General features: G+C 71.7%; 15 protein-coding genes and 1 pseudogene. 9 read left to right on the top strand and 7 right to left on the bottom strand.

The window, feature by feature from the left end; genetic code table 11:
- Positions 1–369 precede the first annotated feature (369 nt).
- Both ABZ934_RS08870 and ABZ934_RS08865 read left to right on the top strand, forming a co-directional pair.
- Positions 370–3,357 (top strand): bifunctional [glutamine synthetase] adenylyltransferase/[glutamine synthetase]-adenylyl-L-tyrosine phosphorylase, encoded by a 2,988-nt coding sequence (locus ABZ934_RS08870; protein WP_361310382.1) that lies wholly within the window; start codon positions 370–372, stop codon positions 3,355–3,357.
- Positions 3,358–3,497: 140 nt separating this feature from the next.
- Entirely contained in the window at positions 3,498–4,040 is a 543-nt protein-coding gene (locus ABZ934_RS08865) for an amidohydrolase family protein (protein WP_361310379.1), read from the top strand.
- Positions 4,041–4,263: 223 nt separating this feature from the next.
- Here ABZ934_RS08865 and ABZ934_RS08860 read toward each other — a convergent pair whose 3' ends face one another.
- The 3 genes from ABZ934_RS08860 to ABZ934_RS08850 form a co-directional block, all read right to left on the bottom strand.
- Entirely contained in the window at positions 4,264–5,151 is an 888-nt protein-coding gene (locus tag ABZ934_RS08860) for a phosphatase PAP2 family protein (RefSeq protein ID WP_361310377.1), read from the bottom strand.
- 94 nt (positions 5,152–5,245) lie between these two features.
- Positions 5,246–6,277 (bottom strand): LacI family DNA-binding transcriptional regulator, encoded by a 1,032-nt coding sequence (locus tag ABZ934_RS08855; RefSeq protein ID WP_361310375.1) that lies wholly within the window; start codon positions 6,275–6,277, stop codon positions 5,246–5,248.
- Between the two features lie 25 nt (positions 6,278–6,302).
- Entirely contained in the window at positions 6,303–7,910 is a 1,608-nt protein-coding gene (locus ABZ934_RS08850) for a glycoside hydrolase family 13 protein (protein ID WP_361310372.1), read from the bottom strand.
- A 221-nt stretch (positions 7,911–8,131) separates the two neighbouring features.
- Between ABZ934_RS08850 and ABZ934_RS08845 the strand changes: the two genes are divergently transcribed.
- Positions 8,132–9,406: an extracellular solute-binding protein gene (locus tag ABZ934_RS08845; protein ID WP_361310370.1), complete on the top strand. Its 1,275-nt coding sequence runs from the start codon at positions 8,132–8,134 to the stop codon at positions 9,404–9,406.
- A 372-nt stretch (positions 9,407–9,778) separates the two neighbouring features.
- Here the strand turns inward: ABZ934_RS08845 and ABZ934_RS08840 are convergent.
- Positions 9,779–9,925 (bottom strand): annotated as a pseudogene (locus tag ABZ934_RS08840) (helix-turn-helix domain-containing protein); the annotation flags it as partial.
- Between the two features lie 112 nt (positions 9,926–10,037).
- Between ABZ934_RS08840 and ABZ934_RS08835 the strand changes: the two are divergent.
- The 4 genes from ABZ934_RS08835 (at position 10,038) to ABZ934_RS08820 (ending at position 14,635) form a co-directional block, all read left to right on the top strand.
- On the top strand, positions 10,038–11,060 hold the full coding sequence (locus tag ABZ934_RS08835) for a sugar ABC transporter permease (protein ID WP_361310368.1): 1,023 nt from the start codon (positions 10,038–10,040) through the stop codon (positions 11,058–11,060).
- 137 nt (positions 11,061–11,197) lie between these two features.
- Positions 11,198–11,989, top strand: coding sequence for an ABC transporter permease subunit (locus ABZ934_RS08830; RefSeq protein ID WP_361311334.1), 792 nt, complete (start codon positions 11,198–11,200; stop codon positions 11,987–11,989).
- A 46-nt stretch (positions 11,990–12,035) separates the two neighbouring features.
- Entirely contained in the window at positions 12,036–13,631 is a 1,596-nt protein-coding gene (locus ABZ934_RS08825; protein WP_361310365.1) for a glycoside hydrolase family 13 protein, read from the top strand.
- Positions 13,619–14,635: a LacI family DNA-binding transcriptional regulator gene (locus tag ABZ934_RS08820; protein ID WP_361310363.1), complete on the top strand. Its 1,017-nt coding sequence runs from the start codon at positions 13,619–13,621 to the stop codon at positions 14,633–14,635. Before ABZ934_RS08825 ends, ABZ934_RS08820 begins: the two co-directional genes overlap by 13 nt.
- 231 nt (positions 14,636–14,866) lie before the next feature.
- Here ABZ934_RS08820 and ABZ934_RS08815 read toward each other — a convergent pair whose 3' ends face one another.
- The 3 genes from ABZ934_RS08815 to ABZ934_RS08805 form a co-directional block, all read right to left on the bottom strand.
- Entirely contained in the window at positions 14,867–15,172 is a 306-nt protein-coding gene (locus tag ABZ934_RS08815; RefSeq protein ID WP_361310361.1) for an SCO5918 family protein, read from the bottom strand.
- A 51-nt stretch (positions 15,173–15,223) separates the two neighbouring features.
- The gene (locus ABZ934_RS08810) at positions 15,224–16,693 is read right to left on the bottom strand and encodes a DEAD/DEAH box helicase (protein ID WP_361310358.1); all 1,470 of its coding nucleotides are present in this window, start codon (positions 16,691–16,693) and stop codon (positions 15,224–15,226) included.
- A 317-nt stretch (positions 16,694–17,010) separates the two neighbouring features.
- Complete coding sequence (locus ABZ934_RS08805; RefSeq protein ID WP_053678014.1) at positions 17,011–17,214, bottom strand: cold-shock protein; 204 nt, start codon at positions 17,212–17,214, stop codon at positions 17,011–17,013.
- A gap of 560 nt (positions 17,215–17,774) precedes the next feature.
- Between ABZ934_RS08805 and ABZ934_RS08800 the strand changes: the two genes are divergently transcribed.
- Complete coding sequence (locus ABZ934_RS08800) at positions 17,775–19,496, top strand: carbohydrate-binding module family 20 domain-containing protein (RefSeq protein WP_361310355.1); 1,722 nt, start codon at positions 17,775–17,777, stop codon at positions 19,494–19,496.
- Between the two features lie 31 nt (positions 19,497–19,527).
- On the top strand, positions 19,528–24,882 hold the full coding sequence (gene pulA / locus ABZ934_RS08795; RefSeq protein ID WP_361310353.1) for a pullulanase-type alpha-1,6-glucosidase: 5,355 nt from the start codon (positions 19,528–19,530) through the stop codon (positions 24,880–24,882).
- Positions 24,883–24,970 lie beyond the last annotated feature (88 nt).

Genomic DNA, 24,970 nt, shown 5'->3' with positions numbered 1-24,970 from the left:
GCGGTTTGGGGGAATTTCCACGTATCCGGGCTCGCCGCCCCCGATCCCCTGCTGCCCCCTCCCGGCCCCGCCCCGGGCACGTTCGCGCCGGTCAACGCGTTGACGGACGCCCCCATGAGCGGCAGCGGCGACCGGCCCACCCCCGCCGGCGCGGCCCTGCCGGCGCTCACCCCGCCTGCGCTGTGACGTTGTTCACGTCGGCCGCCCGCCATGAGCCGACGCGGCCCGCGCCCCCGCTCCGACCGCCACCCGTCCGCCCGCGGCGGGGGCCACCCCGCGCCCCGGTGAGCCGCGCGCCCGCTCCGGCTAGGCTCGGCCCCAGGCACGGCCGGGCCACCCCCGGCAGCGACGCACGCGGGAGGCGGCGGGATGACAGTCCCGGGACGCAGGAGCAGCACCTTCATCCGGCTGCTGCGGAGCGGGTTCACCGACCCCTCCTCCGCCGCCCGCCTGCTGGAGAGCGCGGTGCTGGCCTCCGTACGGACCGACCCCGTGCTCCTCGACGCGCTCGGCGCCACCGCCGACCCCGACCTCGCCCTCCTCGGCCTCGTCCGGCTCGCCGAGGCGCAGCGACCCGACGAGCTGCCCGTGCTCCTCGACACTCTGCTCAGCGCCAAACCGCTGCGCGACCGACTGCTCGGCGTGCTCGGCGCCTCGGAAGCCCTCGCCGACCACCTCGCCCGCCACCCCCGCGACTGGCACGCCCTCGTCACCTACGAAGCCGCCGACCTCCACCCCGGCCTCGCCGACTTCGAACGCGGCCTCGCCGACGCGCACGACCCCGTCACCCTGCGCATCGCCTACCGCCGCTGCCTGCTCTCCATCGCGGCCCGCGACGTCTGCGGCACCATCGACCTCGCCGAGACCGCGGCCGAACTCGCCGACCTCGCCACCGCCACCCTCCGCGCGGCGCTGCGCATCGCGAGCGCCGCCGCCCCCGAGGACGCGGCCCGCTGCCGCCTCGCCGTCATCGCCATGGGCAAGTGCGGCGGCAACGAACTCAACTACGTCTCCGACGTGGACGTCATCTTCGTCGGCGACGCGACCAAGGGGACCGACGAGGGCCAGGCCGTCCAGGCCGCCACCCGCCTCGCCTCCCACCTCATGCGGATCTGCTCCGAGACCACCGTCGAGGGAACCATCTGGCCCGTCGACGCCAACCTGCGCCCCGAGGGCCGCAACGGCCCGCTGGTGCGCACCCTCGCCTCCCACCTCGCCTACTACCAGCGCTGGGCGAAGACCTGGGAGTTCCAGGCCCTGCTCAAGGCGCGCGCAGTCGCCGGCGACCCCGAACTCGGCGCCCAGTACATCGAGGCCATAACGCCGCTCGTGTGGCAGGCCGCCGAACGCGAGAACTTCGTCGCCGACGTCCAGAAGATGCGCCGCCGCGTCATCGACAACATCCCCGCCGCCCAGGTCGACCGCGAACTCAAGCTCGGCCCCGGCGGGCTGCGCGACGTCGAGTTCGCCGTCCAACTGCTCCAGCTCGTACACGGCCGCAGCGACGCCACCCTCCACTCCGGCACCACCCTCGACGCCCTGCACGCCCTCGCCGCCGGCGGCTACGTCGGCCGCGCCGACGCCGCCCAGCTGCACGACGCGTACCGCTTCCTGCGCGTCATGGAACACCGCATCCAGCTCTACCGGCTGCGCCGCACCCACCTCGTCCCCGAGGACGAGAACGACCTGCGCCGCCTCGGCCGGTCCATGGGCCTGCGCACCGAACCCGTCGCCGAACTCAACAAGGCCTGGCGCCGGCACGCCTCCGTCGTCCGCCGCCTGCACGAGAAGCTGTTCTACCGGCCGCTGCTCGACGCCGTCGCCCAGCTCACCCCCGGCGAGACCCGGCTCTCCCCGCGCGCCGCCGGCCAGCGCCTCGAAGCCCTCGGCTACGCCGACCCGGCCGACGCCCTGCGCCACCTCGAAGCCCTCGCCTCCGGTGTCAGCCGCAAGGCCGCCATCCAGCGCACCCTGCTGCCCGTGATGCTCGGCTGGTTCGCCGACTCCGCCGACCCCGACGCCGGGCTCCTCAACTTCCGCAAGGTCTCCGACGCCCTCGGCCGTACCCCCTGGTACCTGCGACTGCTGCGCGACGAGGGCGCCGCCGCCGAGAACCTCGCCCGCGTCCTGTCCGCCGGGCGCCTGGCCCCCGACCTGCTGATGCGCGCGCCCGAGGCGGTCGCCCTGCTCGGAGACCCCGAGGGCCTCCAACCCCGTACGAGCGAGGCGCTCGAACAGGAGGTCCTGGCCGCCGTAGGACGCGCCGAGGACCCCGAGACCGCCGTCGCGGCGGCCCGCGGGGTCCGCCGCCGGGAGTTGTTCCGTACCGCCGCCGCCGACATCATCGCCTCCTACGGCACGGAGGACAGCCCCGCCGAAACGGACCCCGGCGCCCTCGTCGACCGGGTGGGGCGGGCCGTCTCCGACCTCACCGCCGCCACCATCGGCGGAGCCCTGCGCGCCGCCGTACGGGCCCACTGGGGCGACACGCTGCCCACCCGATTCGCGGTCATCGGCGTCGGCCGCTTCGGCGGGCGCGAGCTCGGCTACGGCTCCGACGCCGACGTCCTGTTCGTCCACGAAGCCCGCGAGGGCGTCGACGAGCAGGAGGCCGCGAAGGCCGCCCAAGCCGTGATCGCCGAGATGCGCAGGCTGCTCCAGCTGCCCACCGCCGACCCGCCGCTGCTCATCGACGCCGACCTGCGGCCCGAGGGGCGCTCGGGCCCGCTGGTGCGCACCCTCCCCTCCTACGCCGCGTACTACCGCCGTTGGTCCCTGACCTGGGAGAGCCAGGCGCTGCTGCGCGCCGAACCGGTCGCCGGCGACCCCGAACTCGGGGCCCGCTTCATCGAGTTGATCGACCCGCTGCGCTACCCGGCGGAGGGCCTCGGCGAGACGGCGGTCCGCGAGATCCGCCGGCTCAAGGCCCGCATGGAGACGGAACGGATGCCGCGCGGCGCCGACCCCACCCTGCACACCAAACTCGGCCGCGGCGGGCTCAGCGACGTCGAGTGGACCGTCCAGCTGACACAGATGCGCCACGCCTGGAACGAGCCGGGGCTGCGCACCACCCGGACCCGCGAGGCGCTGGCCGCGGCGCACGCGGCGGGTCTCATCCCGACGGAGGAGGCGCAGATCCTGGACGAGGCGTGGGTGCTGGCCACCCGCGTCCGCAACGCCGTCATGCTGGTCCGCGGCCGTGCGGGGGACACCTTCCCCTCCGAGCCGCGCGAACTCGCGGCCGTGGGCCGCTACCTCGGCTACGCGGAGGGCACGGTCGGCGACATGCTCGACGACTACCGCCGCACCACGCGCCGGGCGCGGGCGGTCGTGGACGATCTGTTCTACGGCGCGTAGCGCGCGATCCCGGGCCCGGCCGGTGGGAGTCAGGGCTCCAGCAGGCCGCGCGCGTACGTGAGGAACGCCGTCAGGGCCAGGTCGAAGGCGCTCCAGCGCAGGTCCGGCCGCCACCGGCGGGTCGGGGGCGTCAAGTTCTTATGGACGGCACCGTCGAGGGAGGCACCGCCTGGCTGGAACACGCCGACTGCCACGGCCAGGGCACGGACGCCTTCTGGCGGGACCCGGAGGCGTATGCCCGCGCCGTACGCATCCTCGACAGTCCGGGGTGGGCACCGCGACCCACGCCATCGGCGACGCCGCAGTCCGGCACGCCCTCGACACCGTGGCCACCCCTGGGGCCGCAGGCCCGGATGCGGCACCGGATCGAACACATCGAGACCGTCCCCGACGACCGGCTGCCGCGGTTCGCGCGGCTCGGTGTGATCGCCTCGATGCAGCCCCCGCACACCGCGTACACCCGCGCCGACCACACCGACGAGTGGTCCAGGCGCCTCGGTGACGACCGGGCCCGCCGGGCCTGGCGCTGCCGGGACCTGCGTGACGCGGGCGCCGTGCTCACGCTCGGCTCGGACCGGCCCATCGCCCACCACGACGCCCGCCAGGTCCCGGCCAGCGCCCGCAGCCCGCTCGGCCACGGCAGGACGCGCCCTGACCGGACTGATGGCCCTGGGAGGGCATGACCTCGAACGCCGCGCCGGCGGCCGGGGAACAGCGGGTGGGAGGCAGGATCGCCGCCGGGTACCGGGCGGGCCTGACGGCCTTCGCAGTCGACCCCCGTACGGTGCCCGCCGGACGAGCTCGGAGAGGCCCCGATCCCCTCACGATGTCGGGCGGCCGGATCACGTACCGGTAAGGGGCGGCCTGGCTGTAATGACCCGCAGGGCCGTACGCCCAGGGCCTTGCCTAGCGGCGGAAGCGGCTCACGAGCGCGGCCGTCACCGGGTGCGCGCCCGTGGCCCGGGGGCGGCGCGGCAGGCGGTGGGGGAGGGAGCCGTACCAGAGGCCGGAGACGGTGTAGCCGAACGCCAGGCAGAGCATGCCGCCCGCCGCGTCCAGCCAGAAGTGGTTCGCGGTGGACACGATGACCACCAGGGTCGCCGCCGGGTACAGCAGGCCCAGGATCCGGGCCCACGGCGCCGACGCGACCGCGAAGATCGTCAGCCCGCACCAGAGCGACCACCCTATGTGCATGGACGGCATCGCGGCGTACTGGTTCGACATGTGCTTGAGGTTCCCCGAGGCCATCGAACCCCAGGTGTGGTGGACGAGCACCGTGTCGACGAAGCGCTGCCCGTTCATCAGCCGGGGCGGCGCCAACGGGTAGAAGAAGTAGCCGAGCAGCGCCACGCCCGTCGTCGCGAACAGGACGAAACGGGTCGCCGCGTAACGCCCGGGATGGAAGCGGTAGATCCAGACCAACACACCGATCGTCACGACGAAGTGGAGCGTGGCGTAGTAGTAGTTCATGCCCACGATCAGCCACGTCACCGAATTGACCGCGTGGTTGACGCTGTGCTCCACGGCGATGCCGAGCGAGTGCTCGGTGCGCCAGATCCAGTCGGCGTTCGCCAGCGCGGCCGTCTTCTGCTCCGGCACGGCGTTGCGGATCAGCGAGTAGGTCCAATAGCTGATCGCGATGAGCAGGACCTCGAACCAGATCCGCGGGCGACGCGGCATCCGCAGGCGGGCGAGGAGCGTGCCCCGGGAGCCCGGGCGCGTCTCCTGCTCGGTCACGAGGGGTGACGAGACGTCCGTCCGGGTTTCCAGTGTCTTCACGCTCGCTTCACCCATGGGGAAAGAGTCTGCCAGATGGCTTCCTGGCCACGATCATCCCTCGGGACGGTCTTGGGCGCAGCCGCTCAGCCCTGGGGAGTACGCCGGACCCTTACGTGGCCCGCCGCTGCCCGGGCCCGGAAGCCGTCGATCCGCGCACCACCAACTCCGGCAGGAACACGAACTCGCTGTGCGGAGCCGGCGTACCGCCGATCTCCTCCAGCAGCGTGCGCACCGCCGCCTGCCCCATGGCCTGCACCGGCTGCCGGATGGTGGTCAGCGGCGGATCGGTGAACGCTATGAGAGGGGAGTCGTCGAAGCCGACCACCGACACGTCCTGCGGCACCCGCAGGCCCTGCTGCCGCGCCGCGCGGATCGCGCCGAGCGCCATCATGTCGCTCGCGCAGACGATCGCCGTGCAGCCGCGCGAGATCAACGCGGACGCGGCGGCCTGTCCGCCCTCCAGCGAGTACAGGGAGTGCTGGACCAGTTCCTCCGTCTCGGCCTCACCCAGACCGAGCCGCTCCTTCATGCCCAGTCGGAACCCCTCGATCTTGCGCAGGACGGGCACGAACCGCTTCGGTCCGACCGCCAGGCCGATCCGGGTGTGCCCGAGGGCGCTCAAGTGCGTCACCGCGAGCTGCATCGCGGCCCGGTCGTCCGGGGACACGAACGGGGCCCGCACCTTGTCGGAGAAACCGTTGATCAGTACGAAGGGGACGCCCTGGCCGCGCAGTTGGTCGTAGCGGCCCATGTCGGCGGTGGTGTCCGCGTGCAACCCCGAGACGAAGATGATCCCGGCGACGCCGCGGTCGACCAGCATCTCCGTCAGCTCGTCCTCGGTGGACCCGCCGGGCGTCTGCGTCGCCAGCACCGGGGTGTACCCCTGCCGCGTCAGTGCCTGCCCGATGACCTGGGCGAGCGCCGGGAAGATGGGGTTGTCCAACTCGGGGGTTATCAGACCGACCAGGCCCGCGCTGCGCTGACGCAGCCGTACGGGCCGCTCGTAGCCGAGCACGTCGAGCGCGGCCAGCACGGACTCGCGGGTGCCCGCGGCCACACCGGGCTTGCCGTTGAGCACGCGGCTGACTGTGGCTTCGCTGACCCCCGCCTGGGCTGCGATGTCGGCTAGCCGTGCGGTCACGGCACTGGACTGTACCGGTCGCACGTCACAATGCCCACCACGTGCACGATTCCGGCGGCAACAGCACCGTGCGCCCGTCCGTCTCCACCGGCGCGCTCGACAGGACGGGCCGCCCGGGCGACGGCAGTTCGAGCGGGGTCGGCCGGCTGTTGAGGGTGCAGGCGAAGCCGGGCCGGGTGAACAGCAGCACCCCCTCGGGCGCCGGCAGCCAGGTCAGCCCGCCGGCGTCCGGCGAGCCCAGCCCCGGCAGCGCGCGGCGCAGCTCCAGGGCGGCCCGGTACAGCTCCAGCGTCGAATGCGGGTCACCCGTCTGCGCGGCCACGCTCAGCCCCGCCCAGTCGGTCGGCTGCGGCAGCCAGGTACCGCCGCGGCCGAAACCGTACGGGGGCTCCTGGCCGGACCAGGGCAGCGGGATGCGGCAGCCGTCGCGCAGCCCCTCCTGCCCGGCGGAGCGGAGGAACGCCGGGTCCTGGCGCACGGCGTCCGGGAGGTCCACCACCTCCGGCAGGCCGAGTTCCTCGCCCTGGTACACGTACGCCGACCCGGGCAGGGCCAGCATCAGCAGCGCGGCGGCCCGCGCCCGGGCCAGGCTTCCGTAGCGGGTGCGGTGCCGTACGACGTCGTGGTTGGAGAGCACCCACGTCGTCGGCGCCCCCACGGAGGCGGTGGCGGCCAAGGACTCGTCGATGACGGTCCGCATCGCCACCGCGTCCCACGGGCAGTTCAGGAAGCGGAAGTTGAACGCCTGGTGCAGTTCGTCGGGCCGTACGTACAGGGCCAGCCGCTCCGAGGTCGGCGCCCACGCCTCCGCGACCCCGATCCGCGCGCCCTCGTAGGAGTCGAGCAGCCGCCGCCAGGAGCGGTGGATCTCGTGCACCCCGTCCTGGTCGAAGAACGGCAGCGGCTGGGTGCCGATCAGCGTCGCCTGCGCGCCGTGCCCGATGTCGGGCAGGCCGGCGGCCTTGACCATGCCGTGTGCCACGTCGACCCGGAAGCCGTCCACGCCGAGGTCGAGCCAGAACCGCAGGACCGAGGCGAACTCCTCGGCGACCTCGGGGTGGTCCCAGTTGAGGTCGGGCTGCTCGGGGGCGAACAGGTGCAGGTACCACTGCCCGTCCGCGACCCGGGTCCAGGCCGGGCCGCCGAAGACGGACTCCCAGTCGTTGGGCGGCAGCGCCCCGCCGGCCCCGCGCCCGGGCCGGAAGTGGTAGCGGGCTCGCGCGGCGGGATCGGCGAGGGCCTCGCGGAACCAGGGGTGCCGGTCCGAGGTGTGGTTCGGCACCACGTCCACGATGACCCGCAGCCCGAGGTCGTGCGCGGCCCGTACGAGGTCGTCGGCGTCGGAGAGGTCGCCGAACAGGGGGTCGACGGCACGGTAGTCGGCGACGTCGTAGCCGCCGTCCGCCTGGGGGGAGACGTAGAAGGGCGTCAGCCAGACGGCGTCGACCCCGAGCCAGGCCAGGTGTGGCAGCCGCTCGCGCACTCCGCGCAGGTCGCCCACGCCGTCGCCGTCGCTGTCGGCGAAGGACCGTACGTACACCTGATAGATGACGGCATCGCGCCACCAGCCGCCGTTCGCGGTCCCTTCGCTGGAAGCGCTTGCAAGCCGGGACGCGGTCAGCTCATGGGTCATATCGGGGTCAACGCGAGCACACGGCCCCTGGTTGCGGGCCTGCGGACTCGAAGGTGGGTCGAACTAACAGCAAGCCGCGGCAACCGTACGGACACACGGATGTAACGATCACCAGCACTTGCAGAAAATTGCCGCAAGGTCTTTCGGTCGGCTTTCAGTCTTGTTACGTTCCTGGCAACTCGGGACCGCGAGGCGCGGCCGGGATCATCGAAGGAGTTCATATGCGGCGTGGCATAGCGGCCACCGCGCTGGTCGCGACCCTGGCACTCGCGGCGACGGCGTGCGGCGGTGACACGAAGGACAGCGGCGGCGACAGCCAGTCCGGCGGCGAACTCTCCGGGACCGTCACGTGGTGGGACACCTCCAACGACGCGGAGAAGGCCAGCTTCCAGAAGATCGCCGAGGCGTTCACCGCGAAGCACCCGAAGGTGACCGTCAAGTACGTCAACGTGCCCTACGGTGACGCCCAGAACAAGGTCAAGAACGCCTTCAGCAGCGGCTCCGAGGCCCCCGACGTGATCCGCGCCGACGTCGGCTGGGTCGCCGACTTCGCCTCGCTCGGCTACCTCGACGAGGTCCCCGCCGACACGGTGAAGAAGGTCGACGCCGAGTTCCTGCCGCAGGCCGCCGCCAGCGGCAAGTACGAGGGCAAGACGTACGCCGTCCCCCAGGTCATCGACACCCTCGGCCTCTTCTACAACAAGAAGATGCTCGCCGACGCAGGCGTCCAGCCCCCCAAGACGCTGGAGGAGGTCAAGACCGCCGCCGCCGCCATCAAGGCGAAGACCGGCAAGGCCGGCCTGTACCTGCGCGGCGACGACTCCTACTGGTTCCTCCCGCTGATCTACGGCGAGGGCGGCGACCTGGTCGACGCGAAGACCAAGACGGTCACCGTCGACAACCCGGCGGGCGTCAAGGCCTTCAAGACGGCCCGTGACCTGGTCACCTCCGGCGCGGCGATCACCAACGCCACCGACGGCTGGACCAACATGCAGACCGCCTTCAAGTCGGGCGAAGCCGCCATGATGATCAACGGTCCGTGGGCCGTCGCCGACACCTACGCGGGCGACCAGTTCAAGGACAAGGCCAACCTCGGCGTCGCGCCCGTCCCGGCCGGCTCCGTCAAGGCCGGCTCCCCGCAGGGCGGCCACGACCTCGCCGTCTACGCCGGCTCCAAGAACCGCGCCGCCTCGCACGCCTTCGTCGAGTACATGACCTCGCAGGAGGTGCAGGTCCAGTCCGCCAAGGAGCTGAGCCTGCTGCCGACCCGCACGGCCGCGTACGAGCAGCCGGACGTGAAGTCCAGCGAGATGGTCCAGTTCTTCAAGCCCGCCGTGGACAAGGCCGTCGAGCGCGCCTGGATCCCGGAGAACGGCTCGCTCTTCGAGCCCCTCAAGGTCGAGTACACCAAGGCCATCACCGGCGCGGCGACCCCCGAGGACGCGGCGAAGGCGGCCGGCGTCGAGTTCCGCAAGATCCTCAAGGGCTGGAATTGACGTACCCCCCGGCCGCCTGGCGGCCGGGGATTCCCGCTGCGGCCGAATGACCGCCGTGGTGGCTTCCTGTTTCAGCACGCTGTCCACGCGGCCGTCCCTGGTGAGGGAGAAGGCGCTTCGAGTGAGACGGATCGACTGTCGGGAGTCCTTCTTCGACTTGTACCGGGGAGGAGCGGTCCTTCGGCCCTTCGATCTCCCGCGCATCGAGTCGAAGAAGTGATTGAACGCACTGTCGAGATCCCGCAGAGACTGTTGAAGCACCACCGCCGACACATCGGCGAGCCAGAATCGTTCCGGGGTGCGTTTGGCCTGGGTGATGTGCTGTTTGGACAGATCCGTCGACTTCACGTACGGAAGTCCCGCCTCGAACGCCACTGTGCGGGCACGCAAGCACTCGTTCCACACCACTCTGGCGCACCCGAAGGCTTGTGCCGGCGCGAGGCGTTGCGGGGCATTCGGGTACACCCGGAAGTTGTAGCGGAGCTTCACGAGCACGACTCTATGTCCGAGGTTCGCCATATCGTTCGCCATTGCCAGAATGGACTGAAATTGCCTCATCTCAGTCGAATTGCGACAAGACAGGGGCGCAATGTGTTCACAACGGAACTGACGCAAAGGCAGGCCCACTGATATGGCTGTTCACACCAGCCAGTCGGTGGCGAAGGCCGCGGACGGCGGGGGCGCGGACGCCCTCCCCGTCCGCGGCCGGAGCCGCAGGACTGACAACCGAGGGGGAGCGAGGCGCGCCCTCGCCACCCATTGGTACGCCTGGGCCATGGTCGCCCCGGTGGTGCTCGTGCTCGGCGTGATCGTCGGCTGGCCGCTCGTCCGGGGCGTCTACCTCTCGCTGACGGACGCCAACGAACGCAACGTCGCCCGCACCATCGGCGCCAACCACATCGAGGCGACGTACTCATTCGTCGGTCTCGACAACTACGCGGACGTCCTCGCCGACCCGGTGTTCCTGCAACGGCTGGTGTGGACCGTCAGTTGGACCGTCCTGTGCGTGTCGATCACCTTCGCGCTCGGACTGGCCCTCGCCACGATGCTCAACCGCCAGTTCCGCGGTCGGGCCGCCTACCGCATGGCGCTGATCCTGCCCTGGGCCGTCCCCGGCTTCGTCTCCGTCTTCGCCTGGCGGTTCCTCTTCAACCGCGACAGCGGCATCCTCAACAAGCTCCTCGACGGCGGCGGGATCTCCGCGATCCCGTGGCTTGACGACCCGACCTGGGCCAAGGTCTCGGTCATCGCCGTCAACGTCTGGCTCGGCGTCCCCTTCATGATGGTCGCCCTGCTCGGCGGACTGCAGTCCATCCCCGGCGAGCTGTACGAGGCCGCCGAGATGGACGGGGCCACCCCCTGGCAGCGGTTCCGACACATCACGCTGCCCGGGCTGCGCGCGGTGAGCATGACCGTGATCCTGCTCTCCACCATCTGGACCTTCAACATGTTCCCGGTGATCTTCCTGCTGACGCGGGGCGGTCCCGGCGACTCCACCGAGATCCTCGTGACCCAGGCGTTCCGCGAGGCGTTCGTCGCCAGTCCGCGCGACTTCGCCGGCTCCGCCACCTGGGGCGTGCTGATCCTCGCCCTGCTCATGATCTTCGCGCTGGTCTACCGGCGCTCGCTGCGCAAGCAGGGAGAGGTGTGGTGACGACCGTGACGACCCCGCTCACGACGTCGGACAAGGCCCCGGGCGAAGCGCCCCGCACTTCGGGCAAGGCCCCGCGGACGACTTCCGGCAAGACCCCGCTCGGCCGCGGACAGCGCTCCCCGCTCGCCTCCGCCGGCCTGCACATCACCCTGATCGTCGCCTCCGTGATCGCCGTCTTCCCGGTGCTGTGGGTCCTGCTGACCTCCCTCAAGCCCGCGAAGTTCGCCATCTCCACGGACTTCGTTAAGCAACCCACCTTCGAGAACTACCGCTACCTGGTGGAGTCGACCTCCTTCTTCACCTGGTTCGGCAACTCCGTCCTCGTCGCCGGCATCACCACGGTCCTCGGCGTGTTCATCGCCGCCACCACCGGATACGCGGTCAGCCGGTTCAAGTTCCCCGGCATGAAGCCGCTGATGTGGACCCTGCTCATCACGCAGATGTTCCCGATGGCCATCCTCATCGTCCCGCTCTACAACCTCATGGGACAGCTCGGGCTGCTCAACCAGCCCATCGGCCTGGTCATCACCTACCTGACCATCGCCGTCCCGTTCTGCGCCTGGATGATGAAGGGGTTCTTCGACACCATCCCGATCGAGATCGACGAGTCCGGCCGCGTCGACGGACTCAACCCCTTCGGCACCTTCTGGCGCCTCATCCTGCCCCTCGCCAAGCCCGGTCTCGCGGTCACCGGCTTCTACGCCTTCATCACCGCCTGGGGCGAAGTCGCGTACGCCTCCGCCTTCATGGTCGGCGACGAGCACCTCACCCTCGCCGGGGGCCTGCAGACCTTCGTCACCCAGTACACCTCCAACTGGGGTGCGATGAGCGCGGCTTCCGTCCTCATCGCCATCCCCGCGGCGTTCTTCTTCCTCTTCGCCCAGCGTCACCTCGTCGCCGGTATGACAGCGGGCGCGACCAAGGGCTGACCACCCTGCGCGCTTCCCGTTCCGGCCCGACCTCTCCAAGGACACCATGACCCAGCACCTCGCCGACGCACTCCCCACCACCAGCGCCACGCGGCCCGGCTGGTGGAGAGAAGCGGTGATCTACCAGGTCTATCCGCGCAGCTTCGCCGACTCCAACGGGGACGGCATGGGGGACCTCGAAGGCATCCGCAGCCGACTGCCCTACCTCAAGGAACTGGGGGTCGACGCCGTCTGGCTCAGCCCCTTCTACGCCTCCCCGCAAGCCGACGCCGGCTACGACGTCGCCGACTACCGGGCGATCGACCCCATGTTCGGCACCCTGCACGACGCCGACGCCGTGATCCGCGAAGCCCACGCCCTGGGCCTGCGCATCATCGTCGACCTCGTCCCCAACCACTGCTCCGACCAGCACGAATGGTTCAAGCAGGCACTGCGCGAGGGGCCGGACAGCCCGCTGCGCGAACGCTTCCACTTCCGCGCGGGCAGGGGCGAGGACGGCTCCCTGCCCCCGAACGACTGGGAGTCGATCTTCGGCGGGCCGGCCTGGACCCGGGTGCCGGACGGGCAGTGGTACCTGCACCTGTTCGCCCCCGAACAGCCCGACTTCAACTGGGAACACCCCGCCGTACAGGACGAGTTCCGCTCCATCCTGCGCTTCTGGCTCGACCTCGGCACCGACGGCTTCCGCATCGACGTCGCGCACGGCCTCGTCAAGGCCCCCGGCCTGCCCGACCTCGGCCGCGACGAACAGCTCAAACTGCTCGGCAACCAGGTGCTGCCGTTCTTCGACCAGGACGGCGTCCACGAGATCTACCGCTCCTGGCGCAAGGTCCTCGACGAGTACGCCGGCGACCGCATCGGCGTCGCCGAGGCATGGACCCCGAGCGCCGACCGCACCGCGCTCTACCTGCGTCCCGACGAGCTGCACCAGGCGTTCAACTTCCACTACCTGAACACCGGTTGGGACGCGGACGCGCTGCGCGCCGCCATCGACGAATCGCTCGACGCGATGCGGCCGGTGGGGGCGCCGACGACGTGGGTGCTCTCCAACCACGACGTCGTACGGCACCGCACCCGCTACGGAAGCCTGGCCCGGGCGCGGGCCGCCGCGCTGCTGATGCTGGCCCTGCCCGGGTCGGCGTATGTGTACCAGGGCGAGGAACTCGGCCTGCCGGAGGTGGTGGACCTCCCGGACGCCGTGCGCCAGGACCCGTCCTTCTTCAAGGAGAACGGCCAGGACGGGCTCCGCGACGGTTGCCGCGTACCGATCCCGTGGTCCGGGACCGAGGCCCCGTACGGCTTCGGGGACGGCGGTAGCTGGCTGCCGCAGCCGGCCGAGTGGGCGGGGCTGAGCGTCGAGGCGCAGACCGGGGACCCCTCGTCCACGCTGGAGCTGTACCGGGCCGCGCTGCGCATCCGCCGCGAACGGGCCGAGCTCGGCGCGGGCGACGCCGTGGAGTGGCTCGACGCGCCGGCCGGCGTCCTGGCCTTCCGACGGGGCGACTTCGTCTGCACGGTCAACACGACGGGCGAGGCCGTACGGATGCCGGCGCCGGGCCGGGGCCGGGTGCTGCTGGCCAGCGCGGAACCGGTCGAGCCGGGCGTCCTCGCCGCCGACAGCGCGGTGTGGTGGCTGGGGTGACTTCCCCGCTGCGGTTGACGGACATCGCCGCGCAGGCGCAGGTCAGCGAGGCGACCGTCAGCCGTGTGGTCAACGGCAAGGCGGGCGTGGCGGCCGGCACCCGACACAAGGTGCTGGCCGCCATGGACCTGCTGGGCTACGAGCGGCCGGTACGGCTCAAGCGGCGCAGCAACGGCCTGGTGGGGCTGCTGATCCCGGAGCTCACCAACCCCATCTTCCCCGCGTTCGCGCAGGTCATCGAGCAGGCGCTGGCGGGGCACGGGTACACGCCCGTGCTGTGCACGCAGACGCCGGGCGGGGCCACCGAGGACGAGCTGGTGGAGCAGTTGGAGGAGCGGGGGGTCACGGGGATCGTCTTCCTGTCCGGACTGCACGCGGACACGTCCGCCGATCCGGCGCGCTACCAGCGGCTCGCGGCGCGGGGAGTGCCGTTCGTGCTGATCAACGGGTTCAACGAGGCCGTGAACGCCCCCTTCATCTCCCCGGACGACCGGGCGGCGGCGGACATGGCCGTACGCCACCTGGAGGACCTGGGACACCGGCGGATCGGGCTGGCCATCGGGCCGACGCGGTACGTGCCGTCGGCGCGCAAGGAGCAGGGGTTCGTGGCGGCGGTGCCGGGGGCGGAGGCCGAGGGGCTGATCCAGCGCACCCTGTTCACGGTCGAGGGCGGCCACGCCGCGGGCGGCGCCCTGCTGGACCGGGGGTGCACCGGGATCGTGTGCGGGAGCGACCCCATGGCGCTCGGGGTGATCCGGGCGGTGCGCGAGCGGGGGATGCGGGTGCCGCAGGACGTGTCGGTGGTCGGCTTCGACGACTCGCCGCTGATCGCCTTCACGGACCCGCCGCTGACGACGGTCCGCCAACCGGTCCGCGCGATGGCGACGGCGGCGGTCGGAGCCCTCCTGGAGGCGGTGGCCGGCACCCCGGTCCAGCGGACGGAGTACGTGTTCCGGCCGGAGCTGGTGGTGCGGGGCTCGACGGGACAGGGGCCGGGGGAGTAGGGGGAGGGGCGCGGGCAGCGGAGTGTGAGGTGCCGGCGCGGGCCGCTTTCACCCCCGAGCGGCACCGCAACTCGGCGGTGGCTGCCCACCCGTTCCGCCGGCCTGTCGCAGCCGGGCCGAGCCCGTCTCGGCCGGCTGGGGGCGGGGTTCCGGTGGGGCGGTGTCGGGAGCTGCCGGGGGCCGCTCCCGGTCCGGCGGCGAGGCCGTCGGACCGGGAGCGCCGTCCGCGGGTCAGGCCGGGGTGCCGAGGAGGGCCGAGGCCCTTTGGAGGGGGCTGAGCGCGGGGGCCGCCGGGCGGAGGGGGGTGGCCGTGCGGCAGGTGAAGCCGAGTGCCGTCATGGCCCGGGTGACCTCCGCCGAGCTGAAGTCGCGGCGGTCCTGGCGGGTGACGACCTCGCCGACCTGCTTCACGGGGTACTGGCGTCGGCCGATGATGACCGAGTCACCGGCGACCGGTTCGGGCTTGACGCCCTTCATCGCCTCCAGCACACCGCTCTTGGTGAGCTCGAAGGGGAAACGGGCGATGACGCAGCGCATGGGACCTCACAGGGGAGTGGGAGGGGACGGTCGGGACGGCTGTGAGTGGTACTACGCAGCCGCGCCGAACGACCGGCGACGGCCGCCGCCGCGGCGGGCCGCGCCACCGCGGGAGGTGCGGGGGGCGGGGGGCGCGGTGATGGTGACGGGGATGCCGGAGGGGGCCTGGGCGCCGGTGATGCGGTTGAGTTCGGCCTCGCCCGAGCGGACCTGGGTGGTGCGCGGGGTGATGCCGGCGGCGGCCATCAGGCGCACCATGTCGCGGCGTTGGTTGGGTGTGACCAGGGTGACGACGCTGCCGGACTCTCCGGCGCGGGCGGTGCGGCCGCCGCGGTGGAGGTAGTCCTTGGGGTCGGTCGGCGGGTCGACGTTGACGACGAGGTCGAGGTTGTCGACGTGGATGCCGCGTGCCGCGACGTTCGTGGCGACGAGGACGGTGACGTGCCCGGTCTTGAACTGCGCGAGGGTGCGGGTGCGTTGCGGCTGGGACTTGCCGCCGTGCAGCGCCGCCGCGCGCACGCCGCTGTTCAGGAGGTCCTGGGTGAGGCGGTCCACCGCGTGCTTGGTGTCCAGGAACATGATCACGCGTCCGTCGCGGGCGGCGATCTCGGTCGTGGTGGCCTGCTTGTCGGTGCCGTGGACGTGGAGCACGTGGTGTTCCATCGTCGTGACCGCGCCGGCCGAGGGGTCCACGGAGTGCACGACGGGGTCGGTCAGGTAGCGGCGGACCAGGAGGTCGACGTTGCGGTCCAGGGTCGCGGAGAACAGCATCCGCTGTCCCTCCGGGCGCACTTGGTCCAGGAGGGCGGTGACCTGGGGCATGAAGCCCATGTCGGCCATCTGGTCGGCCTCGTCGAGGACGGTGATGGCCACCTGGTTCAGCCGGCAGTCGCCGCGGTCGATGAGGTCCTTCAGGCGTCCGGGGGTGGCGACGACGACTTCGGCGCCGCCGCGCAGCGCGCTCGCCTGCCTGCCGATGGACATGCCGCCGACGACGGTGGCCAGCCGCAGCTTCAGCGAGCGGGCGTAGGGCGTGAGCGCGTCGGTGACCTGCTGCGCCAGTTCGCGGGTGGGTACCAGGACCAGCGCGAGCGGCTGACGGGGCTCGGCGCGCTGTCCCGCCGTGCGGGCCAGCATGGCCAGCCCGAAGGCCAGCGTCTTGCCCGAGCCCGTGCGGCCACGGCCCAACACGTCTCGTCCTGCGAGGGTGTTGGGGAGCGTCGCGCCCTGGATCGGGAACGGTACGCAGACCCCCTCGGCGCCGAGGGCGGCCAGCAGCTGCTCCGGCATGTCGAGGTCGGCGAAGGCTTCGACGGCCGGCAGCGCCGGGGTGTGCGTCACGGGCAGGGCGAATTCGCCCTGGAGCGCGGCCGGACGGCGGCCGTAGCCACCCGAGCCACCCGGACGACCCCCGCCACCCGAACGTGCCGGAGCCGGGGACCCGAAACGGCTGCCGCGCCCGGCGAAGCCGCCGGCGGCACGGGTACGGGGAGAGCGGTCGTTCGTGCGTGTGCGGTTCATGCTGAACCTTCCTCGATACGGGACGGCACGCGTCGAGGAAATTCAGCGGCGGAATATTCGCGCGAATTCACAGGAACGAGCCGGTGGAATGCGAACGGCGGTGGCGGCGTTGAATGCCGACCGAAATGCCGTGGTGTGTGCGCCGCCATGGACGGCGGGAGTGCTACCGCCATTCGGGCGGGAAATCCGGGGGGAGCGATGCGCCCGGTGCGTGCTCGCGCGGGCCGTGGGAGGCGGGCGGAGACGGGGGGGTAACGCAACGAGCTGGGGCCCGCACCCCAAGGTGCGGGCCCCAGCTGCGTGGTGATGCGTCAGCGTCAGGCGGTGACGATGTTCTCGGCCGTCGGGCCCTTCTGGCCCTGGGCGATGTCGAAGCTCACCTTCTGGCCTTCCTGGAGCTCGCGGAAGCCCTGGGAGGCGATGTTCGAGTAGTGGGCGAACACGTCAGGACCGCCGCCCTCCTGCTCGATGAAACCGAAACCCTTTTCGGCGTTGAACCACTTCACGGTGCCATTAGCCATGTTGAATCTCCTTCGGGGCACAGCCCAGAGTCCGCACTGTGCGGATCTCAAGTCGCCGCGATGATCGCCCGCCCGGAAATTTCCGGCACACAGAAGCCTTCCGCCGGATTTTCGTCCGGCGGGTGGTACTGAAAGTTTGGGAACCACAACTGCAACTGAAATCACAGTAGCACGGTGTCGCCGAGCGTGCGTCGGAAAAAGGCTCGGGTTCCCCCGGAGGGGGGAAATGCTCATCGGGTCCGCTTCGCAATTCTGTGCTTGCCGCGACAGGTATGTTGGAAATGCGGGCCCGGATTTTCTCTCGAAATTCCGGGCCGTTGGCGGCCGGGCGCGGGCCCCGCCCCGTCCTCGGCCCGTCGGCGGGCCGGACGGGGCGCCGATGGGGCGCGGAGGGGGCGGGGGCGCGCTCTCCGGGGCGACACGCGCAGGAAACATTTCTGCAATGTCTTGCGCAAGGTCTTGCAGGTGGTCCGTCCGGCACCTACGGTCGCTGCAATCCCCGCCTGTTCAACGCCCGTCCCCCGCCTGTTCTGCGCCTCTCCGCCAGGAGGAACCCCCACATGCCCGCGATTTCGCGCATCCCCGGAGCCCTGCTCGCCGGCGCCGTTCTGGCCGCCGCCTGCGTCACCGCACAGGCGACTCCCGCCGTGGCCGCCGCGCCCGGAGGCAAAGACGTCACCGCCGTCCTGTTCGAGTGGCGGTTCGACTCCGTCGCCAAAGCCTGCGCGGAGAGCCTGGGCCCCGCCGGGTACGGGTACGTCCAGGTGTCGCCGCCGCAGGAGCACATCCAGGGGGCGCAGTGGTGGACCTCGTACCAACCCGTCAGCTACAAGATCGCCGGGCGGCTCGGTGACCGGGCCTCCTTCAAGGCCATGGTGGACGCCTGCCACGCCGCCGGGGTGAAGGTCGTCGCGGACTCCGTCGTCAACCACATGGCCTCCGGTGACGGGACCGGGACGGGCGGCACTTCGTACACGAAGTACAACTACCCCGGCCTGTACTCCGGCTCCGACATGGACGACTGCCGGGCCACCGTCTCCGACTACCGGAACCGGGCCGACGTGCAGAACTGCGAGCTCGTGCAGTTGGCGGACCTGGACACGGGCGAGGAGTACGTGCGCGGCCGGATCGCCGGCTACCTCAACGACCTCCTCTCCCTCGGGGTCGACGGGTTCCGGATCGACGCCGCCAAGCACATGCCCGCCGCCGACTTGGCCGACATCAAGTCCCGGCTGACGAACCCGAACGCCTACTGGAAGCAGGAGACGATCTACGGCGCCGGCGAGGCGGTCTCGCCCACCGAGTACCTCGGCAACGGCGACGTCCAGGAGTTCCGCTACGGCCGCGACCTCAAGCGCGTCTTCCAGAGCGAGAACCTCGCGTACCTCAAGAACTTCGGCGAGGCATGGGGCTACCTCCCCTCGGGGCAGGCGGCCGTCTTCGTCGACAACCACGACACCGAGCGCGGCGGCGACACCCTCACCTACAAGAACGGCTCCGACTACACCCTCGCCAACGTGTTCATGCTGGCCTGGCCCTACGGGTCCCCCGACGTCCACTCCGGCTACGAGTGGACCGACAAGGACGCCGGTCCGCCGAACGGGGGCGCCGTCAACGCCTGTCACACCGACGGCTGGACGTGCCAGCACGCGAGGCGGGAGATCTCCTCCATGGTCGCCTTCCGCAACGCGGCGCGCGGCCAGGCCGTCACCGACTGGTGGGACAACGGGGGTGACCAGATCGCCTTCGGGCGCGGCGCGAAGGCGTACGTCGCCATCAACCACGAGGCCTCGTCCCTCACCCGGACCTTCCAGACCTCCCTCCCGGCCGGCGCCTACTGCGACGTGCAGAGCGGGCGGACGGTCACCGTCGAGTCGTCGGGCCGGTTCACCGCCACCCTCGCGGCCGGTACCGCCCTGGCCCTGCACGTCGGTGCCCGCACCTGCCCGGGGGCCTCGACCCCGGGCGACCCGGTCCCCCCGGCCGGAGCGGCCGGTGCCTCGTTCGCCGTCACCGCCACCACCGTGCCCGGCCAGGACATCTACGTCACCGGCGACCAGGCGGCCCTCGGCGATTGGAACACCGGCAGCGCCCTCAAGCTCGATCCGGCGGCCTACCCCGTCTGGAAGCTCGACGTCACGCTCCCGGCCGGGACCGCCTTCGCGTACAAGTACGTCCGAAAGGACGCGGCCGGGAACGTCACCTGGGAGAGCGGTGCCAACCGCACCGCCACCGTGCCCGCCGACGGCAAGATCACACTGACCGACGCCTGGCACGGCTGACCTTCCGCCGTCCCCTCCAAGGAGATCCGCAGTGATACGCCCCGTCGTCGCAGGAGTGCTCGCGGCCGCCCTGGCCGTGACGTTCCTCCCCGCCCTTCCGGCGGTGGCCGCCGCCAAGGCGCCACCGCCACCGCCCTCGGACGCGAAACTCGCGGCCGAGCCCGCCCGCCACGACCTGACCCGGGAGCAGTTCTACTTCGTCCTGCCCGACCGGTTCGCGAACGGCGACCCGCGCAACGACCGGGGCGGGCTGACCGGAAGCCGGCTGGAGACCGGCCTGGACCCGACGGACAAGGGCTTCTACCAGGGCGGTGACCTCAAGGGGCTGACGGACCGGCTCGACTACATCAAGGGGCTCGGCACCACCGCCATCTGGATGGCGCCGATCTTCAAGAACCAGCCGGTGCAGGGGACGGGGAACGACGCTTCGGCCGGCTACCACGGCTACTGGATCACCGACTTCACCCAGGTCGACCCGCACTTCGGGACCAACGCGGACCTTTCGCGGCTGATCGACACGGCGCACAAGAAGGGGATGAAGGTCTTCTTCGACGTCATCACCAACCACACGGCCGACGTCGTGGACTACCGGGAGGGATCGCACGACTACCTGTCGAAGGGCGCCTTCCCCTACCTGACCAAGGACGGGGTGCCCTTCGACGATCAGGACTACGCCGACGGGAAGAGGAAGTTCCCCGCGACCGGCCCCGCCTCCTTCCCCCGCACGCCCTTCGTCCCCGAGGCGAAGAAGAACCTCAAGTCCCCGGCCTGGCTCAACGATCCGGCGATGTACCACAACCGCGGCGACTCGACCTTCGCGGGCGAATCCGCCGAACAGGGGGACTTCTCCGGCCTGGACGACCTGTGGACCGAGCGTCCGGAGGTCGTCACCGGGATGGAGAAGATCTACGAGAAGTGGGTCGCGGACTTCGCCGTCGACGGGTTCCGCATCGACACCGTCAAACACGTCGACACCCCGTTCTGGACCCAGTGGGCGACCGCGCTCGACGCGTACGCGGCCCGGCACGGCCGGAAGAACTTCTTCATGTTCGGCGAGGTGTACTCCGCCGACACCGCCGTCACCGCCCCCTACGTGACCCGCGGCCGGCTCGACGCCACCCTCGACTTCCCGTTCCAGGACGCGATCCGCGCCTACGCCTCGCAGGGCGCGGCGGCGGGACGGCTGGCCTCCGTCTTCGCGGACGACTACCGGTACACCACCGACAAGGCCAACGCCTACGAGCAGGTGACCTTCCTCGGCAACCACGACATGGGCCGCTTCGGTTCCTTCCTGAGACAGGACCGGCCGGGGGCCGGGGAACAAGAACTGCTGGACCGCTACCGGCTCGCCAACGAGCTGATGTTCCTCTCCCGGGGCAACCCGGTGGTCTACTCCGGCGACGAGCAGGGCTTCACCGGCTCCGGCGGTGACAAGGACGCCCGCCAGCCGCTGTTCGCCACCCGCATCGCCGACTACCTGGACGACGACCAGCTCGGCACCGCCCGCACCCACGCGAGCGATGCTTACGATCCGGAGCACCCCCTCTACAAGCAGATCAGTGCTCTCGCGAAGCTGACCAAGGACCACCCCGCCCTGCGCGACGGTGTCCAGAGCGAACGTTTCTCCGACGGCTCCGTCTACGCCTTCGCCCGTACGGACCCCCGCAGCCGCACCGAGTACCTGGTGGCCGCCAACAACGGCGACCAACCCCGTACCGTCACGCTCGACGCGCCCGCCGGTGCCGCGTACCGCACCTTGTACGGCGGCTCCGCCACCCCGCGCGCCGACTCCGCCGGGAAGCTCACGGTCACCGTCCCCGCCCTCGGCTCCGTGGTCCTCCAGGCCACCGCCCCGCTCGCCGCCCCCGCGACCCCGCCCGCCCTCACCCTCAACGCCCCCGCCCCCGGCGCCACCGGCACCGCCGAAATCAGCGCCGACGTCACCGGCGGCGGCCTGAACCGGGTCGTCTTCGCCGCCCAGAGCGGCACCGACCCGTGGCAGGTCCTCGGCTCCGCCGACCACGCCCCGTACAAGGTCACCCACAACGTCACCGCCCCGCCCGGCACCCCCCTGCGTTACAAGGCCGTCGTCATCGACGCCGCCGGGCACACCGCGAGCGCCCTCGCCGCCTCCACCGCCGGCCAGGCCCCGCCCGTCGGGGTCCCGACCGCCACACAGCGCGAGTACGCCGTCGTCCACTACCACCGGCCCGACGGCGACTACACCGACTGGCGGCTGTACGCGTGGGGTGACCTCGCGGACGGCGAGGCGACTCCCTGGCCCGCCGGGCACGACTTCACCGGCCGTGACGCGTACGGCGCCTTCGCCTACGTCCGGCTCAAGCCCGGCGCGTCCTCACTCGGCTACCTCGTCATCGACAAGGACGGCAACAAGGACGTCAGCGCCGACCGCACCCTCGACGTGACCAAGTCCGGCGAGGTCTGGCTTGAGCAGGGCCGAGACGCCGCCCGCACCGACCGCCCCGCCTACCCGCCCCAGGACACCACCAAGGCCGTCCTCCACTACCAGCGGCCCGACGGCGCCTACGACGGCTGGGGCCTGCACGTGTGGACCGGCGCCGCCACCCCCACCGACTGGGGCAAGCCGCTCCTGCCCGTCCGCACCGACTCCTTCGGGGCCGTCTACGAGGTCCCCCTCGCCGCCGGCGCCACCAGCCTGGGCTACATCCTGCACAAGGGTGACGAGAAGGACCTCCCCACCGACCAGTCCCTCGACCTGAAGGCCACCGGCCACGAGGTGTGGATGCTGGGCGGCCGCGAGAAGTACCTCCTGCCACAGCCCGCCGGCTCGGCCGCCGCCCTGGACCTCAGCAAGGCCGAGGCCGTCTGGATCGACCGCGCCACCGTCGCCTGGAACGCCCCCGAGGCGGCCGCCTCCGTCCAGCTCCTCGCCTCGGGCGAAGGCGCCGTCACCACCGACCACGGCGTCCTCCACGAGGGCGGCGCCCAGTGGCTGCGACTGGGCCGCTCCCGACTCACCGCCGCCCAGAAGCAGAAGTTCCCGCACCTGGCCACGTACGCCGCCTACACCGTCGACCCCCGCGACCGCGACCGGGTCCGCGGCGCCCTGCGCGGGCAGCTCGTCGCAAGCGCCCGCGCCGCGAACGGCGCCGTCCTGGCCGCGACCGGCGTACAGCTCGCCGGAGTCCTGGACGACCTGTACACCACCACCACCGCCCTCGGCCCCGTCTTCAAGGACGGCCGCCCCACCCTGTCCGTGTGGGCGCCCACCGCCCGACAGGTCTCCCTCGAACTCGACGGCCGGACCGTCGCCATGCGCCGCGACGACACCACCGGCGTCTGGTCGGTGCGCGGCGAGCGGAGCTGGACCGGCAAGCGCTACCGGTACGCCGTCACCGTCTGGGCCCCGACCGTCCGCCAAGTGGTCCGCAACCTGGTCACCGACCCGTACTCCACCGCCCTGACCACCGACTCCGCCTACAGCCTGGCCGTGGACCTCGCCGACGCCAAGCTGGCGCCGCCCGGCTGGCGCGAGCTGCGCAAGCCCGCGCCCGTGCCCTTCACCTCCGCGCAGATCCAGGAACTGCACATCCGGGACTTCTCCGTCGCGGACCGCACCTCCGCCCACCCCGGCCAGTACCTCGCCTTCACCGACACCGCCTCGGCCGGTGTGCGGCACCTGCGCGAGCTGGCCGCCTCGGGCACCTCGTACGTGCACCTCCTGCCGGCCTTCGACATCGCCACCATCCCCGAGAAGCCGTCCGACCGCACCGAACCGGCCTGCGACCTCAAGGTCTACGCCCCCGACTCGGAACAGCAGCAGGCGTGCGTGGCGGCGGCGGCCGCGAAGGACGCCTACAACTGGGGCTACGACCCGCTGCACTACACCGTGCCCGAGGGCTCGTACGCCAGTGACCCCGAAGGCACCGCCCGCACCGTGGAGTTCCGCCGCATGGTGCAGTCCCTGAACGGCGCCGGGCTGCGCACCGTCATGGACGTGGTCTACAACCACACGGCGGCGGCGGGCCAGTCGGACCGCTCCGTGCTGGACCGCATCGTGCCCGGCTACTACCAGCGGCTCCTCGCCGACGGCAGCGTCGCCACCTCCAGCTGCTGCGCCGACACGGCCCCCGAGAACGCCATGATGGGCCGGCTCGTCGTGGACTCCGTCGTCACCTGGGCCAAGCAGTACAAGGTCGACGGCTTCCGCTTCGACCTGATGGGCCACCACCCCAAGGCCAACATCCTCGCCGTGCGCGCCGCCCTCGACGCGCTGACCGTGGAGAAGGACGGCGTGGACGGGAAACGGATCATCCTCTACGGGGAGGGCTGGAACTTCGGCGAGGTCGCCGACGACGCCCGCTTCGTCCAGGCCACGCAGAAGAACATGGCCGGCACCGGCATCGCCACCTTCTCCGACCGCTCCCGCGACGCGATCCGCGGCGGCGGCCCCTTCGACGAGGACCCGCGCGCCCAGGGCTTCGCCTCCGGCCTGTTCACCGACCCCAACACGGCTCCCGCGAACGGAAGCCCCGAGCAGCAGCGGGCCCGGCTGCTGCACGACCAGGACCTGATCAAGGTCGGGCTGACCGGCAACCTCGCCTCGTACGCCTTCACCGACACCACCGGCCGCCGGATCAAGGGCTCCGAACTCGACTACAACGGCGCCCCCGCCGGGTACGCGGCAGCCCCCGGTGACGCCGTGGCCTATGCGGACGCCCACGACAACGAAACCCTGGCCGACGCCCTGACGTACAAGCTGCCCGCCGGGACGGCCGCCGCCGACCGGGCCCGGATGCAGGTCCTGGCCCTGGCCGTCACCACCCTCTCGCAGGGCCCGTCGCTGTCCCAGGCCGGGACCGACCTGCTCCGCTCGAAGTCCCTGGACCGCAACTCCTTCGACAGTGGCGACTGGTTCAACGCGATCCACTGGGACTGCCACGACGGCAACGGCTTCGGCCGGGGCCTGCCGCCCGCCGCGGACAACCGCGCCAAGTGGCCCTACGCGAAGCCCCTGCTGACCACCGCGGCCCCCGGCTGCGCGGAGATCGACGGCGCCTCGGCCGGCTACCGCGACCTGCTGCGCATCCGGACCACGGAAGCCGCCTTCGCCCTCACCACGGCCGAAGCGGTCCAGTCGGGCGTGGCGTTCCCACTGTCGGGGGCGGCCGAGACACCCGGAGTGATCACGATGACCGTCGGTGACCTGGTGGTGGTCTTCAACGCCACCCCCACCGCGCAGACCCAGCGCGTCCCGGCCCTCGCGGGCACCGGCTACACCCTGCACCCGGTGCAGGCGGCCGGCGCCGACCGTACGGTCAGGCAGGCGACGTACGACGCCGCGACGGGCGGGTTCGAGGCCCCGGCCCGCACGGTCGCGGTCTTCAAGCGGGCGCGTTCCTGAGGGCGGCCCATGAGCGCCGGTGGGGCGTCCGCCGCCGCGCTGCGGGGGCGGCCGGTGCGACCGGGCGGGGGGCTGGTGCCGGGGCTGG

Source organism: Streptomyces sp. NPDC046557 (assembly GCF_040645975.1).
GTDB lineage: Bacteria > Actinomycetota > Actinomycetes > Streptomycetales > Streptomycetaceae > Streptomyces.
Note: the sequence above shows the minus strand (reverse complement) of the source record. Positions and strands in the feature narration are given on the sequence as shown.